Here is a 20094-nt window from a genome sequence, read left to right as displayed (position 1 = left end):
TATGAAAATCGATTCTTCACTTCCATTAGAATATAGTACAGAGGAAAATCGCCTAAAAATCTTTGGTTTCTGGATTTTCCTTGGCGCCGAGATCGTGTTATTTGCCACATTGTTTACTGTGTATTTCACACTTCACACACGGACAGGTAGTGGCCCGAATGGTGCTGAAATCTTTGAGTTAACACCAGTTTTATGGGAAACATTCTTATTATTATCAAGTAGTTTCACAATTGGTCTGGGTGTTCATGCAATGCGTATTGGTCGTAAAAAGGCAATGATGACTTTCTTCATCATTACCCTTTTACTCGGCTTAGGTTTCTTAGCTATTGAGATTGATGAGTTCATCACTTATGTACATGAAGGTGCGACAATTCAAACAAGCGCATTCCTGTCATCATTAATGACATTACTTGGAACACACGGTGCCCACGTAACATTTGGTTTCTTCTGGGGCCTAGCTATCATTATCCAAGTAGCTAAACGTGGTTTAAATCCACAAACAGCGAACAAAGCGTTTATCTTCTCATTGTACTGGCATTTCCTAGACGTTGTTTGGATTTTCATCTTCAGCTTCGTCTATTTGAAAGGACTGATTAGCTGATGAAGGAATTATTCCCAAAACAACATGTCATGGGCTTCGGCTTCTCACTATTACTGACACTTGTCGCTTTAGCCGTTGTAACCTTTGATATGAGTTATAAAGTGGCATTTGCTATTTTACTTGTCACTGCCCTTGCACAAGCAACCGTACAGTTAGTGTTATTCATGCACATCGGTGAATCTGAAGATAAGAAAACGTTATATACAACGATTTTATATTCAGTATTCGTAGGTGTTGTAACAATCATTGGTACATTGTTCGCCATGATCTGGGGTTACTAAGCAATTACATGTAGATATTTTCGAGCTTATTGAAAAGCTCCTCAAAAAGCTGTCACCTACTTTCGTATTAAACGATTGGTTGGTGACAGCTTTTTTATTAATTTTCATGCTTCTTTCTGGTCATTATTGCAAGATTATTGTTTTTTTACTAAGTATTTAGATACATTTTATAGAATAACGAAACTTTTCCTTTTCTTGGGCGTATATTAGTAGATAGTGTTTTTTACCAAGAATAGGAGATGAAAGTAATGAAGAAGATTTTTAAAGTACTAGCAGTTGGAACACTAGCATTGACGCTTGCTGCTTGTAATTCAAGTGCCACACCTACGAAAGACACAACTAAAACTAGCAACCTCACTTTAGAACAAGTGTATGACAAGGCAGTGGATCGTCAGTCTGACATTAAAAGTGCTAGTGCCAATATGGATATGACACAGGTAACGAAGGTTGGATCTGGTGAAGAGGCGATGGAGTTCTCTATTAACTCTAAAATGGAAATGGACATTATCGTCGACCCACTAGCAATGCATTTATCAGGCTCTATGTCGATGCCAGATATGATGAGTGAAGGCCAAGAAACAACGGACATGCCTATTGAAATGTATATGAAAAAAGACGCTGGCCTTTTCATGAAAGATGTGACTACAGACAGCTGGTTAAAGCTTCCTGATGAGAACTTTGATGCTATTTTAGATCAAACGGCTGCTTCTGCTGACGCTAAAGAACAGTTAGAACAACTTAAAAAGTTTATTAATGATTTTACATTTGAACAAACCGATAAAGAATATGTCCTTACATTAGAAGCAAAAGGTGATAAATTTAAAGAGCTAATTGATTCTGAGATTAATAAATCAATAGAGGACATGGGATTAGAAGAAAACCCTATGGATCAATTAACAATCGAAAAAATCAACTATGTGCTACACATTGATAAAGAGACTTTCGATACGAAAAAAATGGATATGAATTTTGATTTAAAAATGGCAGTAGAAGGCGATGAATTGTTAATGAATACAAAATCAGTCGTTACTTATACTGATTTCAATCATCTTAAAACAATTGATATTCCTCAAAGCATTGTAGATAACGCACAAACAATCGAATAATAAACAAACCTGCTTGTCATCTATCTACAAGCAGGTTTGTTTTGTCTTTATCCATATAAATATGACGAAGATTTCCGTAAAATTATCGAACGATTAATACATCACAATGAGCATGACGTACTACTTTTTCTGCTACAGACCCTAGCATCATTTTTTCCATTCGATTTAACCCGGTTGCCCCACATACGATCAAATCAACATTCGTAAGCTGTGTCAAGATCCCCTTTGGCGAACCCGTTTCTACTACAGATTCTACACTTTGAACACCTGTCTGAACCACTTGCTTTTCTAAGCTTTCCATTTTGCTCTTGTTTTCTTTCTTCAATTCTTCCGCATATTTTAAATCATATGCTGACACCGCTCCAAAAGATTTTGTATCAATCACATTCACTAATTGCAAAGTAGCATTGTGTTGCATTGCTACTTGACTCGCTCTTTCTAAAGCCTTCAATGATTGTTCTGAGAAATCAATTGCTACTGCGATTTTAAAATAATTAGCCATATTTAGTCCTCTCCATTCATCATGCCATTCCATGTTTTCACAAATATTATATCATAACGGTATTCTGTATAGTTTATCGTCATCGGGTTGAGGATTGCCGCGTCCATCCGTATTATTACTAATAAAGTATAAGTAGCTACCATCCATAAAAACATCTCGTATTCTTCCAAATTCCGATAGTAGCATATCTTGTTTTTTCATGTTTACATCAAATGTTAGCACCGCAGTCCCCCTTAGTGCTGCAGCATATAAATGATCATCTACTACAGTAATACCAGATGGCGCCCACGTTTTCGTCGAGCCTGAGGTAAATAGTGGCGTGACCATATGTTGCTGTTTGTCTGTTCCCTCCATAAGTGGCCAACCATAATTCTTCCCTTTTTCAATCATGTTGATTTCGTCATTGGCCGCATTGCCATGTTCGCTTGCGTACATCGTACCATCCGTTGCCCATGCTAATCCCTGCGGATTTCGATGCCCATAGCTATACACATAAGAACGAGGAAAAGGATTATCATTCGGTATGGAACCGTCCAAATTGAGTCGTAAAATCTTTCCTTCCAATGCATCTAAATCCTGTGCTAAAGATGGCTGAGTGGCATCTCCGACAGTAACATACAATTTCCTATCGGGACCTATTTTTAAACGTCCGCCATGATGATATGTACCGCTCTGTATTCGATCAATTAAGAGATCTGTTTCCTGCCACTTATTATCGATTAGCGTTAATGTTACAACCCGATTAAATTGTGCTGATCCCTCTTCATACGTATAGTAAGCATAAGCAATATGGGTTGTCGTAAAATCAGGAGATAACACAAATCCTAGGAGGCCAGCTTCAGGAGCTGTCGATAATTCCTTCTTTAATAGGACCTGTTGTCTTGCAACTTCACCTTCCATGATCTTCACAATATTGCCTGGTCTTTCTGTTACATATAATGCTGTATCGCTTTTTTCAATCGACCAAGGTGTTCGTAATTGCTTCGCTATTATTTCAACGTTTGGAATGACTTTTGAGGGTTCTTCTTGTTTTACCATCCTCTCATTCTTCTCCTTGGTAGAAGTACAAGCCGCACACATAAAAATGGCTAGCAGCAAAATGGGAATCATTCGCTTCATCTTGTCTCCTCCTTTTTTGAAAATAGAAAAAGACGTCGGCCCTAGACGTCTCTTTTACTTATTTTTATACTTTCAAACATAATTATTTCACCAAATGTTTTTGTGTGCTCTAGTACTTTAAGATAAGCTTCTTTTCGATGGATGAGTCGTTCTTGTCGTAATTTTTGATAGGAATAATAAAAATCATCTATTGTTATTTTATCCATAAACTCACCTCTTATAGTAGTGTATGCTAACACTATTATAAGGTTGGTAAATTCTTACGACAATTCTATTTTCTATTTTTGATTATAAGTTCCCAAAAATCCAAGGATAAAAGACATACGATTTCTCGAAAGAATATACATATTTATCTAATTAGTTGATAAAAAAAGGAAATACTTTTTCTTCTACAACTTGTTCACCCGCCTGTATCCATCTACTTTTATCATGAATATGCCCATCCTTATCAAGCGGCGTCTGGAACTGACTAGCTCCTGTAGCATCCAGTAAAGAGCCTTCATCATAATCTAAACCAACGTTAGCAACATGTTTAATAACAAACGGCTTTTGAAATCGAATTTGGGCATCTTCATTATCTAATTCCCCAACTGTTACGATAAAGGGCACGCGCAAATAGATCGTTTCGCCGCCACCTCTCCATAGTACCGCGTCAAAGCTCCCTTTATGATACTCCCAATTCCCACCAATTGTAAAACCGCGATCAATAATATGATCTCGCAAATAACCATAGCCTATCTCTTTTCCAACTATTTTTGAATCAAACTGTAGCAATTTGAAACCTCCTCCTTTCACTTAATAAAAGTCTATCCTAAAAAGAGGAATTACAAACTATTTCTCGCATTCAGCAAAAAAATCCCGAAGCCCTAAACTAACAAGGTATCGAGATTTTCGTCAATATTTATAAAGGAACTGACACTGTTCGATTTAAAACATATTTAGCGGCTTCTACATATTCTGTAACAGTTCTTAGGCTAACCGTGGCAGTTGGCACTAAGCTTTCAAAGCCATGATAGCATCCTGGATATAAATGAAACTCAACATCAACACCTGCCTGACAGAGCTTCGTTACATATTGTAACGTTTCATCACGGAACGGATCTAGCTGACCTACACATGTGTAAGTAAAGGGAAGCCCCGTTAAGTCATCGGCTCTTGCAGCAGCAGCGTATGGTGGCACATTGTCACTACCGTTTTCTCCATTTAAATACATTTCCCATCCCTTTTGATTAAGGGAATGGTTCCAGATCATATGACCAGTAATTTCTAAGGCGGATGGTGTATTATTCCGATCATCTATCATTGGATATAAAGGCATTTGGAAGCTAAGCTTTGGATAATTGCGATCACGTGCTAGCAATGCAAGAGCAGCGGTTAGCCCACCCCCAGCACTTGCCCCGGCTATCCCTATACGTTGATTATCAATCCTTAGTGCATCTGCATGATCTGCCACCCATTTTAACGCAGTATAACAATCTTCGAGTGGTACTGGGTAAGGATACTCAGGTGCAAGTCTGTAGTCTACTGATACAACGACGCACTTTGCATCTGTAACGAAGCGCTGACAAAGCAAATCATCGCCCTCTGGAGCTCCTAAAACATAGCCACCTCCATGAATCCACACCAATGCTGGGTAAATTTCACTTTGGTCTTTTGGCTGGTAGATTCTAATGCGCAGTGCAACACCCTCTTCAGGTCCTTGAATCATTTTATTAGTAACTATAATCTGCTCGTCTATTGTTGCTGGTACAGCTACAGCTGCCATCCCATCTCTTGTAGCTTGTACATTGTCTAAGTTTAAAGGTGGAAAAACAGCTAATAATTCTTTTAGTTCCGGATCAATACGATGTTCCATTAAGCTTCATCCTCTCTTTAATCGATTCTTTACGATGTAAGTCCGCCATCAATCGTCACAACTGCACCATTCATATAGGAAGACTCCTGCGAAATTAAGAAAGCGATTACATTTGCGATTTCAGTAGGGTTTGCTAATCTTCTTAGAGGGCCATTCTCCTCAGGGCCTGTTTCAAGTCCCTTTGTCATGTTGGTCCTAACACCACCGGGGCATATAGCATTTACGCGGACGCCGCTAGGTCCATATTCTATAGCAGCCGTTTTAGTTAGCCCGATGACACCATGCTTGCTTGCCGAATAGCCTCCCATATAGGGCTGCCCTTGTATTCCAGCAGCTGAGGCGGTATTCACGATGACACCTGATTGTTGTTGTTCCATCTCTTTTAGCACATACTTTAAACCTAAAAATGCCCCTTTCAGATTGACCGAGATTACACGATCAAACATCTCCTCATCTAAATCACCTAACAATGTGGGTGGACTTAAAATGCCCGCATTGTTAATGAAAGCATCAATTCGACCAAAAGCCTGCTTGGCAGCATCCACATACTTCCTTACATCTTGACTGTTGGAAACATCTGCTTGGACAAAAATGGCCTGCTGCTGATGCTCTTTCACAGCTTTTAAAGTGTCCTGACCACTCCTTTCATCAAAATCTACTAATATTAATGCCTTGTTTTTTGTCGCTAGTAGTTTAGCTGTTTCTCTACCTATTCCGCTTCCCGCACCAGTAATAATCACTACTTGCTGCTCCATATTATTTATGCTCCTTCCTCAGACACTATGATATAGATTTTAATTTTAATAGCTGAAAGCCTTCATAATTATTTTGGGCAACTTCCTGACAGCGTTTTGTGTAATAATCGAAGCCACCTAGATAGATTAAGAAGCTACGTGGTTTCCCTGCAATATTTGCGCCTGTATACCACGAATCGCCTTTTACATATAATGTTTCATTCGCAATCTCTCGACAATGTTTACTCCATGCCTGCTCTGCCTCCGCATTTGTCTCCATGACATCGATATCATGTTCACGTAAATAATCGATGCATTGTGCTATCCATTCTACATGTTGCTCTATAGCGATTGGCATATTTACAAGGACAGAAGGACTTTCTGGACCTGTAATCATAAATAGATTTGGAAAGCTGGCTGTAGCTAGTCCAAGATAGGTTTGAACAGATGCACCATTTTCCCATTTGTCTTTTAATGTCACGCCATTCCTTCCGCGAATATCTATTTTAAATAAGGGACCCGTCATGCCGTCATAGCCCGTTGCAAATATGATAATATCTAACTCGAAATGATCGCTAGCTGTTTGGACCCCTGTTTCAGTAATCTCTAAGATGGGCGATTCCTTTACATCCACCAATAAAACATTATCTCTGTTATAGGTTTCAAAATAATCGCTATCTAAAACTTGTCTTTTTGTACCATACATATACTTGGGACATAACTTCTCTGCAACGGTCGGATCTTGAACAGTTTCGCGTATTTTAGAACGAATAAATGCTGCCGCCTTTTCATTCGACTGTTCATTTGTTAATAAATCCTTGTAAGTCGATGCAAAGGCAAAACCACCCTGTGCCCATGCTTCCTCAAAAACTTCCTGTCTATGATGATCACTATCCTCAATGGCAGATGGGTGGTTATAGGCAAAAGGGGTGCCTGAAACAGAATTCCTCATTGCATGCTTTAGATTTTTGAAATTCCCCTTAGTCTCTCGTATAAAGTCTTCATCATACAGATGATTACGAGCAGGAATTGTATACTGTGGTGTTCGTTGAAAGACGGTTAAATGCTTGGCTTCTTTAGCAATTACCGGAATGGCTTGAATACCACTGGAGCCCGTTCCAATAATCCCTACTCTTTTGCCTGTGAAATCTACCTTTTCATGTGGCCAATGCCCGGTATGGTACCATTTTCCACTAAACTGATCTAACCCTTGAAACTTAGGAACATTCGCTGCAGAAAGGCAGCCTATCCCTGTAATAAAATACTTCGCTAAAACTTGATGCCCATCATTTAGATGAACCAGCCATTTATGCTGTTCCTCATCAAAATGTGCAGCCTTGACGCGTGTGTTGAATTGAATATTGGATCGTAATTTTAAACGATCTGCCACATAGTTTAAATACCGTAATATTTCTTCTTGCTCAGGAAATCTAGATGTCCACGTCCATTCTTCATATAATTCTTTAGAGAAAGTATAATTATAATAAATACTTTCAATGTCACATCTAGCACCAGGATATCGATTCCAATACCAAACGCCTCCTACACCATCACCAGTTTCATAGACGATCGTTGAAAATCCTTTACTCTTTAATTGATGTAACATATATAAGCCTGCAAATCCTGCGCCTAGAATAACTGCATCTACCTCTTTAATTGGTTGATTTTTCACATCATTCCCCCTCATCTAATAAATTCTCAAGTGAACATTAAGAAAAAAATAGCTTTTCTTAACATAAATGCTACAACTTACAGAAAATATTGAAAATTCCTTATTTTAAGCGTAGTATATACTTAAAAAAGGGGATAGGTCATGTCCAATCTCTATACCATTCAAAAACGTTTCGACACTGTGCAAAACTATTCCAATCACGAAGAGTTGTTGATTCACATTTTGCAGGTATATCTAGATTCTTTTCCGATTAAGGATGCTTATTTATTAAGGTATTCACCGATAGGCTTTGTCGCTGAAGGTATTATTTTTTTAAATGAAGAAGGTGGCAGTCATATCGGAGAAATTCGTGAGGAAATACGAAGCTTCCCTATTATTTATTCAGCTATCGTTGAGAAAAAAGCTAAATTTTGTACGGGTATGGACTATTTAAAAAACATTAGTATTAAATATTCCATCTCCTCTCAAAACAACGCTTTTTTAATTGTTCCTATCTTTATTGGACATTATGTGTTTGGTTATATTTGCAGTACACAAATAGATATGGATAAAATAACTGAAAAGCTACTAGATGACTTTACAGCCTTTGGCAATGTGATTGGTCAGCTCATCATTCAAGCTAGAGACCATAAAAAGGGAAGTATACTTAGTAAGAGAGAATTAGAGGTCATGAGACAAATTGCTTTAGGAGATAGTACGAAGGAAATGGCCGATTTTATGAATTTAAGTGAATTAACGATCAATCAATACGTAAAATCCGCCATCAAAAAGTTACAGGCCAAAAATCGCACTCATGCCATCAGTATTTTATATCAAGAGGGAGTTATTTAATAGGGGGAACAGACCACTCCCCCTTTAGCCTATCGAATTAGGCATCTGAATCGAAAATAAGCTAATATCACATTAGTTACATTCATTCCCAATATGCTTTCATTAAATCCGTTGACCATGCTGGCTGTTTAATAATTCCTTTCGGTAGGAATTCTTTCATCACTGGCTTCATGTCTATAATAGGCGTCCCATCAATGGCATCAAGTCCTTTTACAATCAAAGCCCTCTGTTTGACCTCTACCAATTCAACCATCGTAATGCCTATTTTATTAGGTCTATTTTTCCCTCTTTGTGCGAAAATGCCGACCTTTGGATAGTTTTGATTATTTCTTGGATGCCTTGCTTCATACTGAATTTGTTCGTCTGAAACCTGATCAAAATAAAAAATGATCTCTATATGAGAAAAATCTTCTAATCCTTTCAACGACTCTTCATGCAAATTTTCTGAGAGTTCAATGGTTGAAATAATTTCTCCCCAATGATCATCTTTTATTGTTTTCCGGCTATTGCTAACTGTAGCAACTGGTTGAATCATATATTGCATTCCATCATCCCCATTCCCTAATTCCAGTATATAGGAATAAATAAAAAAAAGGTGATTAACGTATTAATCACCCGACGTTCCATAATCCTTGATGGTTACGTTCACTTCACATTTTATAGGTACCTCACTAAATATCTCATCCCAATCTTTTTTTATCTTGTCCCATTCTTTCGGATACTTAATTCTTAATTTATTGCCGAATCCTGAAACATCTGTTTGATATTCCTGTTGAAGCTTTTCCGACGTTTTCATGACTAATCGTTCAATTTCTTGCTCGATTGTTTTCTCTGCTTTTTTTAAAAATTTATTATTAAATGCTTTATCTGACAGTACCCAATGTTCAGCAATTCTTCCTTCAGATTGAATTTTTACTGTAAAAGAAATATGGTCACCCTCTACTTTTGGTACAATCTTACTTTTCATAGACATGATTTCATAAACGATAGGTGAGCTCGAGTCTTCATCAAAACTCTTTACTAAACCTCCTTCACCTTTCCCTGTGATCCATGAAATACCCTCTAAGTCACTTTCATTCAGAAAACCTCGAAGCTTTTTAGTTTTCCCATCAATGACAGCAGCGCCTACAAATTTTACTTCTCCATCTTCTGAAATAACGTTTTGTAATAAAAAGCTTGAATCCGAATATAATTTTCCTTCTAATTTCGCAATGGTCATAGGTGGCAAAATTTTAGTTGTTCTTTCATGCCCCTCCATCATCTCAACTAATTGAAAGGCAGGGATTTTCGTTGGCTCATTCGTTTCAAGTGTATCACTTGCCCGCCCCTGAGCAATAAGAAGAAGTCCGCTTGGTCGTATTTCGAGCTCTCTTAGAAAAAAGTCCAACAATTGTTGCAGGTTAATGGTGCTAGCAAGTTCATCGCCAATAATGGTGACCTTGGAATGCTCCGCAAATGAATGTTTGTCTGACTTTAATAGCATATTTCGTAAAGTAGGTAAAACAACATCCCCTGTTTCAGAAACATTTTTATATGCCTTTTCTCGTAATGTTCCATCTTTCATTCCAGTAACAGTTGTCTCAGAAGTGACCAATTGATTCGTAACGGTAAGCAATGTTCTATTAGCATATTTAGCCTCTGTTTGTTCCTCAGTGGTAGCCTCTCCTGTTGCTAAATCTAATGAGGTACCAACAATCAATCCTAAATCCTCAATCTCTTTACTACTCCAGCAGCCAGTAAGTAGGAGAGATACCATTACCATAAGAGAAATACGCAAATATTGATAGAGTCTCATCATGTTTTATCGCCTTTCAGTTTTGATATAAGGAGTAAGGTTATGGGTAGTACACCAAATAAAAATAACGCAGCATGACCAATTTTATCGCCAAACTTAAACAAGTCATTAATATTTTTAGGTGTCATCGCGATAATATAAATAATCGGCAATAACCCATATAGAAAAGGGTGCATGCTTTTCTTAAAAAGCTGAGATAATCCTAGAGCGGCAGCATAATAGGTAATGGTGAAGGTAGCAAAGATTTGCATAATCCATATAACAAGTAAAAATGATTCAAAGCGCTCAAAAATTAATCCTGGAATTTCAAAACTCCGCATGAGTTCGATTGTTGGCCATGTTCTTGTCATGACCCCTTCGATGGAAAGAGCGCCTATCACCATTACAACTGTAATAACATAAAAAAGTAATGGAATCGCTATGCCCACTAAGACGACTTTGACTGCTTTCTTTTTATCAGATGGGTACATAAATGCCACTAAGAGCAGCATAATCTCTGGGCCTAGAAACGCTAAAGTCGCCGTTTTGATTCCTTTCAATATCGGAACGACTCCCATCCCTAAAACAGGTCGAAGATGATCGATTTCAAAGATTCCTAAGCTTAAAAAAGCGACAAGTAAAAAGATCACAAAGGTAATGGGAAATATAATTTCGAATAAACGACCGATTGAATTAATCCCACCACTCACCAAATAGAGCCCCACCCATAAGAAAGGCAAAATAATAGCCCATGTGGGTGTTCCCTCCAATAAAAAGAGGGAGGTTACTTCAGCCATGATTCGAACCTCAAATGCAGAAATCGTAAAGAAATAAGTAATGACAAGCGCGCTAATCAACCAGCCTAGCCATTTCCCAACAATATCTTGATTGTATTGATAAAATGTCTTATCTGGATATTGTTGACTTAGCTTGACGATAATCACACCTGCAATCATGGCGACAAGACCGCCTAAAAAAACACTAATCCATACATCTGGTGTTTTCACCTTCTCTACCGAGGCACGAGGCAAGGTGAGAATGCCAGTTGCAAGAATATAATTAATAATTATGACTATTGTTTGGGACGTCGTAATTTTATCTTTTGGACTGGTGATCATGGCTACTATTTTCCTTTCCTCGTATTTCCCCTTTACGAACAGAATCTTTTGGCTGTAATAATTTTGGTCGGCGTTTCATCATCATTAATGGCATACGTACCATAAAATCTTTCCAATCCCCTGCTCTATATGGGACAGTCGGACTAACATAAGGAACACCAAAACTCTTCAGCTTCACTAAATGACTGCACAGGAACAGGAAAAATAAAATGACCCCGTAAAGACCAAATATTGCAGCGAAAAACATGGCCACAAATCGGAGCATTCGTAATGTAATCCCAGCGTTATATTGAGGGATGGCAAAGGATGAAATAGCGGTTAAAGCAACGACGATCACCATAATCGGACTTACAATTCCAGCTTGGACGGCGGCTTCTCCAATAACAAGACCTCCGACGATCCCCATTGTAGGACCTATCGGTTTGGGCAAGCGAAGTCCAGCTTCTCGTAAAATTTCGATTGCTACCTCCATAATAAGCGCCTCGATTAACGCAGGAAATGGAACTCCTTCCCTTGTGGACATCATGGACAGTGCTAGCTTAGTTGGGATTAATCCCTGATGGAACGACACAAAAGCAATATACATGGATGGACCAAAAAGAGTAATCCCAGCTGCTAAGTATCGTAGAAGACGGATAAGCGAACTAGCAAACCATCGTTCATAATAATCTTCCGGCGATTGTAGTAGCATATTAATGGTAACTGGTACAATTAAAGCAAATGGTGTGCCATCTAATATAATGGCAACTCGCCCCTCCATTAATGCCCCATACACTCGATCAGGACGCTCTGTGTTCTGCACTTGTGTAAAGGGGCTCAGAAAATTATCTTCAATTAATTGCTCTATATAGCCCGATTCTAATAGGTTATCAAGATCGATTGTTTGTATCCGTTTTTTTACCTCCTCCACCAACTCTGGATCTACTATCTCATCCATATAGGCAATGACTAGCTCCTTTTTTACCCTCTCCCCTACCGCCATCTGAATGATAGATAATTGCTGATTTTCACCTTGCTGTCTTAGAAGAGCTGTATTGTCACTTAATCTTTCTGTAAAGCCTACTCTTGGCCCTCTAACTACCGCTTCTGAAATAGGCTCTTCAATATTTCGCGTCTTGCCATTTATCGTACAAAGTAATAAAGCATTAGGCATACCATCTACAAATAAAGCTGTATATCCTGTTAGTACTTTACTTATTGTTCCTTGCATCGTTGATTCTTCTAGGACATCACCGATAGGTATATTATTTTTCATGAGGTTCTGTATATTTCCTTTTTCTGTTAAATCAGAGGTGGATATGTCCGAAAAACGCTCCATAATCGAAGTCAAAATATGCTCTTCGATTTGCATTTTATCTGCCAGTCCTTCCAGAAAAACGATGGCCGCACGAATATCAGTATTTCCTATGTGAAACTCTCTAAAGTGGGCATCCCAATTATGCCCAATTTCTTTTTTTATTCGTTCAAAATCTTTGTTAAAATCACCTGTTAGCGGGTCGACTGTTTCTTGACTAAATGGCTGATCTGCTTCCTTTTGGTTCGTGTATTCCTTCATATCGATCTTGCCATTCTTCTTTTTTTCAAGTATTAAACCATTAAATAATTTGAAAATCAAAAATGGAATAATGAATGCTAAAAAACCCTGCATAAAAACTTGCCAATGTGGTATGTAGGATATTATCCTTTCCTCCCACATAATGATCACCCTCTTTAATACAATCGAACATAGAATTACTACATGTTTTTATCATTATCTAAGCAGTCCTATTTTAAACTTCTAAACGTCAACATCTTTCCATGACAAAGTGCTCGCATTGAGGCGTGTTTTTAGCTTAATGATTAAATTCATGGGCTTTCCTCAGCCCTTTATATCCCCTTTTATTTATCCGAATCATTGAAATCTATAAAATAAGATATGGTATACTAGCTACTATGAAAAATTAGAAGGTGACATATATGCTAGAAGTTAATGAAAGTAAATTAGCACACTATAGTATCCATTTTTTGAGCGAGTCGACACTTCTTTTAGGAGAAGAGGAATTTACACAGCCGGAGCTCATGCTAGAGGCTGCCTTTACACAGCTTGCATTTAGTAAAATAGAGCTGGAGCAGCAATATGAATTTTTCCATGAAACAGATATAGCGCTGAATGAAGTTTTTGCCTATTCCCAAAAAATATTTGAGCAGGACAGTAGCTTTCTTGAACAATCTCAAAATATGGCGAAGCACTTACATAGTGTATCCCAGCACCCAAATATTAAAAGCGGAGAGCTATTTATCGGCTTGTTTGAAAATTGTTTTCTATTAAATGAGGTTAAAAAGGTCATTGCCATTGTTAAAATTGATGAAAAAGAAATGTTTTTAGATGTCAAAAATGACAATAATAAAATGATCATTCACGGTGTGGATGGCATTAATGTGAAAAAAATTAATAATATGGCGATCATCGTAGATATGGGACAAGAGCAACCCCCTGCTGTATTTATAAAGACGAAGCGAAAAGAGGATATTGTCTATTGGCAGGAACGATTTTTAAAAATTAAAGCAGCAGATGAGCATTACCATAAAACTGATTTAGCGCTTAATGAATGCAAGAAGTATATTTTAAAAGAAGAGAATTACTCGAACACAGAGAAGCTAGGCTTTTTAAATAAAACGTTAGATTATTTTAGAAATGAAGAGGAATTTCAAGTTGACCATTATATTGACACTGTATTTGAGCAAGCGGATGCTACCCAAAAGGATATCCTCGTCAATTCAGTCAAACCTTATGAAACCGTTATTTCTGACAGCGCACTAGAAAAAGCTGAAAAGAAATATAAACGCAAAATAAAGCTTGATTCCAATATTGAAATTCAAGTCAATATTCAGCATATCGATCAAATAGACGAGCTGATTGAAGTTGGCTATGATGAGGCAACAAATCGAAAATTTTATAAAATTTATTTCCAGGATGAAATATAAATAAGGGATGCCTTTCGAGAAGTTCACACACGATGGTTGTAGTGCTATCGCTTGACCGAGTAATGAGAATCAATGGCTTACCCTTATTTCATTATAAAAAAGGCATTCCCTTAAAAAGGGATGCCTTTTTTGCCTTAGAAACCACCGCCATATTCTTTTTAAATTTTTCTTAAAGAAGATAAAACTTTTTCCTTTGGTAAAACGTCTAATAATTGGTAACAGAAGTTAACCTAAAGGAGAATGGATAAAAATGAAAAAACCTTTTAAGAAAACTTGGATTTTAGCTTCCGCATTAACACTAGGAATGGCCGTAATGACCCCGCTTCAAGCTGGTGCAACATCAGTGGATACAACTAAACAAGTCACTATACAAGTAGAACAAAAGATAAAAGGTACCATTAAGTACTTTGATGGCGATGGCCTTTCTATTAAAGGAGCTGACGGCAAAAATTATTTTATTGGCTTACACAAATTCTCTGACAAGCAAATCGAACAATTGAAGCTAGTAGAAGGACAGGAAATCGCTGTTGAAGGAAGTATTGTAGAAGATTACTCAGATTTCTATACTTTTGATGTGTATAAAAAAAGCTTACCTAAAGAAGTCACAAAAGAAGAATTAGTTCAATTAGAAAAGCTCTTCACTGACATGAAAAAAGCAGAAAAAGAAGAGAATTATGAAGAAATGGACCGAGTTTATGAGGCCATGAATAAAATTACAAGACTTTATGAATTGGCAAATTGGCAGCCTGAGCCTTTTGAAGAATTCATTAATGAAGCTGCTTTTGCTGAGCAAAACATCGTCATCAAAAAACAAGATAAAGAACAGCTTAAAGCACTTTATGATGATTGGGTAAAATTCACTAAAGAAGATAAATCAGATGAGGCACAAGAAAAAATAGATAAAATCTTTACTATTTTAGAGGCATACTTCCAAGAGCTATATCCTCCACTAACGTTTGAGCAGTATATGACTGATATGGATTTAGACATAACAAAAGAGGATCTCGTAAAGCTAAAGGCGATTTATGAGGAGGCTCAAAAAGCTGATAAAGATAAAAACGAAGAGCTTTCCATCAAGCTATGGGATCAATTCTACGAAGTCATTAATTCATATTATAAGCCAGTTTCCTTTGAAGAATATATGTCAGATATCGAATTTGACATTAGCGAATCGGATTACACAAAATTAAAACAGCTCTATGAGGAAGCAAATGCCTTAGATCAAAAAGGTGAAGATGAAAAGGCTGCTGCCCAATGGGAAGCCTTTTATAAAATTTTAGATCCCTATTATTTGGCAAATAGAGACATTCTGATTTCGGCATCGAAATTAATCATTCACGGGAATGACTTACTTCCAGAACAAACAAAATAATATTATTAGGGCTCTCCTATTTACTATAGGAGTAGCCCTTTTCTCTTATATGACAAAATTGTCATGTATTCTATGGAATAGTCATGTTAATCGATAGTTTGACCATAAATTGCTTGATATAGTAATCCTTGTTGTAACAAGCAATTTATATGTTAAGGAGAAATGAGCATGACACTATTTATTAAAAAATCTGTGATGATTGCTGTAATGCTAGTATTTTGTACGATGTTACCACAATTCGCACATGCAACATCCAAAGAAAAAATCCGTAAAATTGAACACTTTATTGAGGAACAACAAGCTCTTAGTAAAATCCCTGGCCTTTCAGTAATTATTGTTGATAAGGGGGTAACCGTTTATCAAAAAGGATTTGGGTATGCAGATACGAAGTCAAAGACACCCGTCACTTCAGATACTCTTTTTGAGCTAGGCTCGACATCTAAAGCCTTTACTGGCCTTGCCATTCTCCAATTGGAAAAAAAGGGAGTACTGAAACGTTCAGATGATATTCAAACATATATCCCATGGCTAACGTTAACCTATAATGGAAAAAAAGAAGTTATAACGATTCAGCAATTACTGTCGCATACAAGTGGGATTCCTTCTAATTCCATAGTTCAAATTCCAGAAAGCACTGACAAAAACGCCCTTGAACAAACGGTCAAAACATTACTACATCAAACATTAAATCGAAAACCAGGAAGCTCTTTTGAATATGCAACGATTAATTACGATGTGTTAGGACTACTCATTGAACAAGTATCCAAAATGCCCTATGATCAATACGTCAAACATAAAATTTTAGAACCTATCGGTATGTATGAATCGTTTGTAGGAATTCATCAAGTAGAATCCCCTCATATGGCTTCGGGTTATAAAATAGGGCTTATGAAAGAGCGACCTTTTACAGCCCCTATCTACCGAGGAAATATCCCTGCTGGCTATATCATCAGTAACGCAAATGATATTGCAAAATGGTTGAAATTACAGTTAGGCAATAGTGACATTTATTCGATTGACGCTAACACCATTAAAGAATCCCATACCCCTGACCACTCTGTAGAACCTTTTGATACAAATACTTTTTATGCTACTGGTTGGGCAGTGGTTGACAATGAAAACAAGCCCTACATTTACCATGCTGGAGAAAATCCGACGTTTACATCGTATTTCATGATGCAGCCTGATGAGCAAATAGGGGTTGCAATTTTAGCCAATATGAATACAAGCTCGACAACTGCTATCGGCCAAGGAATCATGGATTTGTGGGAAGGTAAAACAACAGCTCCCCAACATGCTAATAGCTATCAAAAGCTAGATAAAATCGTCACGATAATAAGTATCATTATAATAGGAATCTGCCTAATCCTTTGCTATCTTTTAATCAAAACGGCCAACAATATTTATAAAAAAAGACGCCAATTGACTAAGCTAACTAACAAGAAAATAATTTTATTAATGGTCCATTCATTACTCGTTGCCATCCTGATAACAGCGATTTTTATGGCACCAGAAGTATTACTTGGCGGTTTAAATTGGACCTTTATTAAGGTGTGGGCACCGACCTCTATATTGGTATTATTTGATAGCATTATAATGGCTTGTATTCTATATTTAACATGGGGGATTATACTCATTATGACAAAAAGGAAAGTGCTAGATTAATTGTCTATGGAATGTTGGACTATATACCACAAGCTTTTGCTAGGATATTCTAAAACAGAAAGGTTAGTGAGTAAATGTTATTAAAAGATGTTGAAAAGGTCCATAAACAAAGGATGAATTTCATAGGATTTTCTACGAAGGCCAGTCTAAACGAGGACATTCAATTAAACATTGTAAAAAATCTACGAGAACAAGTTTTAATTCAACTTCCTTTCATCAAAAATAGGATAGATAATAGCATTTTTCTTATCCAAGTATATGATGAAGAAGAATGGACACCTGACACCCCTTATACACATATCGTAGCAGTGGAAGTAAGTGATTTTTCATTTGTACCAAACGCTATGATTACACATACCATTCCTAACGGTGGATTTTTAGTATTTAAGCACCAAGGACCTGAGGAAAATATCGATAATACCTATATGGCTATGAATGATTGGTTGGAAGACCATAACTATGTAACCCCGCGACCATTTGATATCGAACAATGGGATGATCTAGCAGCTATGAACAATCATAATCATATTATTAAACTTTATATACCATTATAATCTCCTTAATCCCATGGATTAAATAAATAGCCAGTTACTCGAATAGTCATGAGTAACTGGCTATTTTAAAATAATGAAACGCTACAAAAAATGAAACTAAATCCAATCTTGAACGTAAATTTATTTAATAAAAGTTATATGATTCGACTGAATTTTGGGAAACGGGGTTTGTTTTATGATTGAATGGTGGCAAAGTAAGAAAAGAAAAACGAGAAAAAGCAAAGAACATAATAAGTACTCCCTATTAGAATTACTTCTAGATGTGCTTTGTTGGATACCAGAGCTGATTTTATTGCCATTCAGATTAATTTTTTGGTTGTTTAGAGGTGTCGGTAGATTAATTGCAGATCTATCTTAATGTCGTGAACCACTATCAATGAAAATTAACGCTGAACATTCATAGCGCTTTGTTATTTTCCCCATGGCTGTTCACCATATCTTTTAAGCTTCACCACTTCACCATCGTTATTGATTAAACGATTATATACATAATTAATTTTATATTCATTATACTTTTCTAATTGTATTTTTTCGTAAAAGTTCTTTGATAAAATCAGCTCTCGGTCATCAATTAACAAATAATATTGGCCGTTCTTTTCGACAATATTTTGTTCTTCAAGTAGATAGGTGCTTTCAACTTGTACATGATTAATAGAATAAAAACCGGCTACAAATAAGCCTACAAATGCAAATAATAAAAATATCACAAATAGCCTAGTTTTACTCATGTCCTCACCCCATTAAACTTAGTTTTCATACGATACTTATAGTCATTACGTAAAACCTAGAGCAATTCAAATAATCCATCCGGAACTAAATTACATTTATTATTTGAAAAGTCACTAATGGGCTTCCACAGCAATTTAAAGCGTATGCCATTATCTTCTAGCCCCCAAAAAGAAGCTTTTTCATAAAAGGACATGTCAATAAATTCTGCTTCATGGACAAACACTATTTCATGCCCATTATCACCATTATATGTAAATATATTCTCGATTGTACCTACATGCTTTAAGTTAGTAATATTCGCTTCGATTTCTTCCAATATTTCTCGCCTTACCGCTTTCGAACTCGTTTCACCAAATTCAATTTTTCCGCCTATTGGTCGATAATAAAATGTCCCCTTTACTTCATCAAAGCCTTCACAGACAAGTATTGCATCTGCTTTTCTAAATACACAAATAGCTTTCACTATAATTTGCTCTTTATCCATTTTTTCCTCCAAATCCTTTTTTATCTGTGTCATAGGTGCATTTTTTATTATAACAATTCGCCTATCGTAATCAAAAGTCTTTTATGCGAATGTTTTGTACAGATATAGCTCGTATTGATGTATTGTTTTCAGGCCAGTCATTAACATGATAAACTAGTAAGAAGTATACTAGGAAGGAGATGGAACGTGAATGATGGATGCTAAGACTATTTTGTTAGATCAACTTCTAGCAAATGCAAATGATCGTAGCTGGTATATGTCATTTCATGAAGTAGTTGAAGGACTTTCTGAGGAAGTTGCATTTTGGAAACCCGATGAATCCAGTCATAGTATCGCTGAAATTGTCCAACATCTCATTTATTGGAATGAAACTTGGCAAATCAGATATAAGGAAAATCATGTCCAAGCCATTCCACAAGTTAAAAGCAATGATGATACCTTTCTTCTTAGAGATGAGGTCACTTTCTTGGAGCTAAAGGATAAATTGTTAAAAACGCTACTTCAGTGGCAGGAACTTCTTGAAGAGGAGCAACTACTATCTGATGTAAATGGTTTTCCAGTGAAGGCCGAATGGTGGGCTATCATCTCCAATGCCACCACTCATAATGCCTACCATATTGGACAATTAGCATATATTCGTAAGATGAAAAGATAGTATTTATTAGATTATATTTTGGCACCCATTCTGTAAAGAATACGGAACGAATTGCATAAAAATAAACCTCACCCTAAA

22 protein-coding genes are annotated in these 20094 nt (G+C 36.8%); 9 read left to right on the top strand and 13 right to left on the bottom strand.

All coding sequences use genetic code 11. The annotated features are described in order from the left end of the window. The first annotated feature begins 1 nt into the window (after position 1). From qoxC to C9J29_RS09155, 3 genes are all read left to right on the top strand, one after another. Positions 2 to 601: a cytochrome aa3 quinol oxidase subunit III gene (gene qoxC / locus C9J29_RS09165; RefSeq protein ID WP_107922038.1), complete on the top strand. Its 600-nt coding sequence runs from the start codon at positions 2 to 4 to the stop codon at positions 599 to 601. After that, on the top strand, positions 601 to 882 hold the full coding sequence (qoxD, locus tag C9J29_RS09160; protein ID WP_008180843.1) for a cytochrome aa3 quinol oxidase subunit IV: 282 nt from the start codon (positions 601 to 603) through the stop codon (positions 880 to 882). Before qoxC ends, qoxD begins: the two co-directional genes overlap by 1 nt. 248 nt (positions 883 to 1130) lie before the next feature. After that, the gene (locus C9J29_RS09155; RefSeq protein WP_036119322.1) at positions 1131 to 1988 is read left to right on the top strand and encodes a DUF6612 family protein; all 858 of its coding nucleotides are present in this window, start codon (positions 1131 to 1133) and stop codon (positions 1986 to 1988) included. A gap of 82 nt (positions 1989 to 2070) precedes the next feature. Here the strand turns inward: C9J29_RS09155 and C9J29_RS09150 are convergent, their stop codons facing one another. The 7 genes from C9J29_RS09150 to C9J29_RS09125 all read right to left on the bottom strand — a co-directional run bounded on the left by C9J29_RS09150 (position 2071) and on the right by C9J29_RS09125 (position 7870). Then, complete coding sequence (locus tag C9J29_RS09150; RefSeq protein ID WP_090002889.1) at positions 2071 to 2490, bottom strand: universal stress protein; 420 nt, start codon at positions 2488 to 2490, stop codon at positions 2071 to 2073. A gap of 51 nt (positions 2491 to 2541) precedes the next feature. After that, positions 2542 to 3609, bottom strand: a complete 1068-nt coding sequence (locus C9J29_RS09145) for a PQQ-dependent sugar dehydrogenase (protein ID WP_107922037.1) — start codon at positions 3607 to 3609, stop codon at positions 2542 to 2544. A gap of 41 nt (positions 3610 to 3650) precedes the next feature. Then, complete coding sequence (locus C9J29_RS24290; protein ID WP_008180835.1) at positions 3651 to 3815, bottom strand: hypothetical protein; 165 nt, start codon at positions 3813 to 3815, stop codon at positions 3651 to 3653. Between the two features lie 151 nt (positions 3816 to 3966). Further along, positions 3967 to 4383, bottom strand: coding sequence for a YugN family protein (locus C9J29_RS09140; protein WP_107922036.1), 417 nt, complete (start codon positions 4381 to 4383; stop codon positions 3967 to 3969). Between the two features lie 127 nt (positions 4384 to 4510). Continuing rightward, positions 4511 to 5464, bottom strand: a complete 954-nt coding sequence (locus C9J29_RS09135) for an alpha/beta hydrolase (protein WP_107922035.1) — start codon at positions 5462 to 5464, stop codon at positions 4511 to 4513. Between the two features lie 29 nt (positions 5465 to 5493). After that, complete coding sequence (locus C9J29_RS09130; RefSeq protein ID WP_107922034.1) at positions 5494 to 6219, bottom strand: SDR family NAD(P)-dependent oxidoreductase; 726 nt, start codon at positions 6217 to 6219, stop codon at positions 5494 to 5496. 25 nt (positions 6220 to 6244) lie between these two features. Continuing rightward, a complete protein-coding gene (locus C9J29_RS09125) occupies positions 6245 to 7870 on the bottom strand; it encodes a flavin-containing monooxygenase (RefSeq protein WP_272898255.1) in 1626 nt (541 codons plus the stop codon). Between the two features lie 141 nt (positions 7871 to 8011). On the opposite strand from C9J29_RS09125, the gene C9J29_RS09120 reads away from it, so the two are divergent. Further along, positions 8012 to 8701 (top strand): response regulator transcription factor, encoded by a 690-nt coding sequence (locus tag C9J29_RS09120; RefSeq protein ID WP_008180826.1) that lies wholly within the window; start codon positions 8012 to 8014, stop codon positions 8699 to 8701. A gap of 82 nt (positions 8702 to 8783) precedes the next feature. Here the strand turns inward: C9J29_RS09120 and tsaA are convergent, their stop codons facing one another. From tsaA to C9J29_RS09100, 4 genes are all read right to left on the bottom strand, one after another. Next, a complete protein-coding gene (gene tsaA / locus C9J29_RS09115) occupies positions 8784 to 9245 on the bottom strand; it encodes a tRNA (N6-threonylcarbamoyladenosine(37)-N6)-methyltransferase TrmO (RefSeq protein ID WP_089986706.1) in 462 nt (153 codons plus the stop codon). 63 nt (positions 9246 to 9308) lie between these two features. Further along, complete coding sequence (locus C9J29_RS09110; RefSeq protein WP_107922162.1) at positions 9309 to 10496, bottom strand: Ger(x)C family spore germination protein; 1188 nt, start codon at positions 10494 to 10496, stop codon at positions 9309 to 9311. Beyond that, positions 10496 to 11593, bottom strand: a complete 1098-nt coding sequence (locus tag C9J29_RS09105; protein ID WP_008180822.1) for a spore germination protein — start codon at positions 11591 to 11593, stop codon at positions 10496 to 10498. The genes C9J29_RS09110 and C9J29_RS09105 overlap by 1 nt, the downstream gene beginning before the upstream one ends. Beyond that, positions 11571 to 13241 carry a spore germination protein gene (locus C9J29_RS09100; RefSeq protein ID WP_107922161.1) on the bottom strand — a complete coding sequence of 557 codons (1671 nt, stop codon included), beginning with the start codon at positions 13239 to 13241 and terminating at the stop codon, positions 11571 to 11573. The genes C9J29_RS09105 and C9J29_RS09100 overlap by 23 nt, the downstream gene beginning before the upstream one ends. A 308-nt stretch (positions 13242 to 13549) precedes the next feature. On the opposite strand from C9J29_RS09100, the gene C9J29_RS09095 reads away from it, so the two are divergent. The 4 genes from C9J29_RS09095 to C9J29_RS09080 all read left to right on the top strand — a co-directional run bounded on the left by C9J29_RS09095 (position 13550) and on the right by C9J29_RS09080 (position 18148). Further along, positions 13550 to 14557, top strand: a complete 1008-nt coding sequence (locus C9J29_RS09095) for a nucleoid-associated protein (RefSeq protein ID WP_107922032.1) — start codon at positions 13550 to 13552, stop codon at positions 14555 to 14557. 250 nt (positions 14558 to 14807) lie between these two features. Then, positions 14808 to 15929 carry a hypothetical protein gene (locus C9J29_RS09090; RefSeq protein ID WP_107922031.1) on the top strand — a complete coding sequence of 374 codons (1122 nt, stop codon included), beginning with the start codon at positions 14808 to 14810 and terminating at the stop codon, positions 15927 to 15929. Positions 15930 to 16097: 168 nt separating this feature from the next. Beyond that, a complete protein-coding gene (locus tag C9J29_RS09085; protein WP_107922030.1) occupies positions 16098 to 17594 on the top strand; it encodes a serine hydrolase domain-containing protein in 1497 nt (498 codons plus the stop codon). Between the two features lie 74 nt (positions 17595 to 17668). Beyond that, entirely contained in the window at positions 17669 to 18148 is a 480-nt protein-coding gene (locus C9J29_RS09080; RefSeq protein ID WP_107922029.1) for a GyrI-like domain-containing protein, read from the top strand. 410 nt (positions 18149 to 18558) lie between these two features. Here C9J29_RS09080 and C9J29_RS09070 read toward each other — a convergent pair whose 3' ends face one another. Together C9J29_RS09070 and C9J29_RS09065 are read right to left on the bottom strand one after the other, a co-directional pair. Then, positions 18559 to 18876: a hypothetical protein gene (locus C9J29_RS09070; RefSeq protein WP_008180809.1), complete on the bottom strand. Its 318-nt coding sequence runs from the start codon at positions 18874 to 18876 to the stop codon at positions 18559 to 18561. A gap of 56 nt (positions 18877 to 18932) precedes the next feature. Further along, entirely contained in the window at positions 18933 to 19361 is a 429-nt protein-coding gene (locus C9J29_RS09065) for an NUDIX hydrolase (protein ID WP_008180806.1), read from the bottom strand. A 190-nt stretch (positions 19362 to 19551) separates the two neighbouring features. Here C9J29_RS09065 and C9J29_RS09060 point away from each other — a divergent pair, with 190 nt between their 5' ends. Then, positions 19552 to 20016 carry a DinB family protein gene (locus C9J29_RS09060; RefSeq protein WP_107922028.1) on the top strand — a complete coding sequence of 155 codons (465 nt, stop codon included), beginning with the start codon at positions 19552 to 19554 and terminating at the stop codon, positions 20014 to 20016. Positions 20017 to 20094 lie beyond the last annotated feature (78 nt).

Source organism: Lysinibacillus fusiformis, assembly GCF_003049525.1.
GTDB lineage: Bacteria > Bacillota > Bacilli > Bacillales_A > Planococcaceae > Lysinibacillus > Lysinibacillus fusiformis.
This window is presented reverse-complemented; position numbering and strand designations above follow the sequence as displayed.

Excerpts from the sequence above, each read along its gene's own strand:
- C9J29_RS09155 (WP_036119322.1), top strand. The coding sequence starts at position 1,131 with ATGAAGAAGATTTTTAAAGTACTAGCAGTTGGAACACTAGCATTGACG.
- C9J29_RS09110 (WP_107922162.1), bottom strand. The coding sequence starts at position 10,496 with ATGAGACTCTATCAATATTTGCGTATTTCTCTTATGGTAATGGTATCT.
- tsaA (WP_089986706.1), bottom strand. The coding sequence starts at position 9,245 with ATGCAATATATGATTCAACCAGTTGCTACAGTTAGCAATAGCCGGAAA.
- C9J29_RS09080 (WP_107922029.1), top strand. The coding sequence starts at position 17,669 with ATGTTATTAAAAGATGTTGAAAAGGTCCATAAACAAAGGATGAATTTC.
- C9J29_RS09100 (WP_107922161.1), bottom strand. The coding sequence starts at position 13,241 with ATGCAGGGTTTTTTAGCATTCATTATTCCATTTTTGATTTTCAAATTA.
- C9J29_RS09120 (WP_008180826.1), top strand. The coding sequence starts at position 8,012 with ATGTCCAATCTCTATACCATTCAAAAACGTTTCGACACTGTGCAAAAC.
- C9J29_RS09070 (WP_008180809.1), bottom strand. The coding sequence starts at position 18,876 with ATGAGTAAAACTAGGCTATTTGTGATATTTTTATTATTTGCATTTGTA.
- C9J29_RS09090 (WP_107922031.1), top strand. The coding sequence starts at position 14,808 with ATGAAAAAACCTTTTAAGAAAACTTGGATTTTAGCTTCCGCATTAACA.
- C9J29_RS09065 (WP_008180806.1), bottom strand. The coding sequence starts at position 19,361 with ATGGATAAAGAGCAAATTATAGTGAAAGCTATTTGTGTATTTAGAAAA.
- C9J29_RS09095 (WP_107922032.1), top strand. The coding sequence starts at position 13,550 with ATGCTAGAAGTTAATGAAAGTAAATTAGCACACTATAGTATCCATTTT.
- C9J29_RS09135 (WP_107922035.1), bottom strand. The coding sequence starts at position 5,464 with ATGGAACATCGTATTGATCCGGAACTAAAAGAATTATTAGCTGTTTTT.
- C9J29_RS24290 (WP_008180835.1), bottom strand. The coding sequence starts at position 3,815 with ATGGATAAAATAACAATAGATGATTTTTATTATTCCTATCAAAAATTA.
- qoxD (WP_008180843.1), top strand. The coding sequence starts at position 601 with ATGAAGGAATTATTCCCAAAACAACATGTCATGGGCTTCGGCTTCTCA.
- C9J29_RS09145 (WP_107922037.1), bottom strand. The coding sequence starts at position 3,609 with ATGAAGCGAATGATTCCCATTTTGCTGCTAGCCATTTTTATGTGTGCG.
- qoxC (WP_107922038.1), top strand. The coding sequence starts at position 2 with ATGAAAATCGATTCTTCACTTCCATTAGAATATAGTACAGAGGAAAAT.
- C9J29_RS09060 (WP_107922028.1), top strand. The coding sequence starts at position 19,552 with ATGATGGATGCTAAGACTATTTTGTTAGATCAACTTCTAGCAAATGCA.
- C9J29_RS09150 (WP_090002889.1), bottom strand. The coding sequence starts at position 2,490 with ATGGCTAATTATTTTAAAATCGCAGTAGCAATTGATTTCTCAGAACAA.
- C9J29_RS09105 (WP_008180822.1), bottom strand. The coding sequence starts at position 11,593 with ATGATCACCAGTCCAAAAGATAAAATTACGACGTCCCAAACAATAGTC.
- C9J29_RS09085 (WP_107922030.1), top strand. The coding sequence starts at position 16,098 with ATGACACTATTTATTAAAAAATCTGTGATGATTGCTGTAATGCTAGTA.
- C9J29_RS09130 (WP_107922034.1), bottom strand. The coding sequence starts at position 6,219 with ATGGAGCAGCAAGTAGTGATTATTACTGGTGCGGGAAGCGGAATAGGT.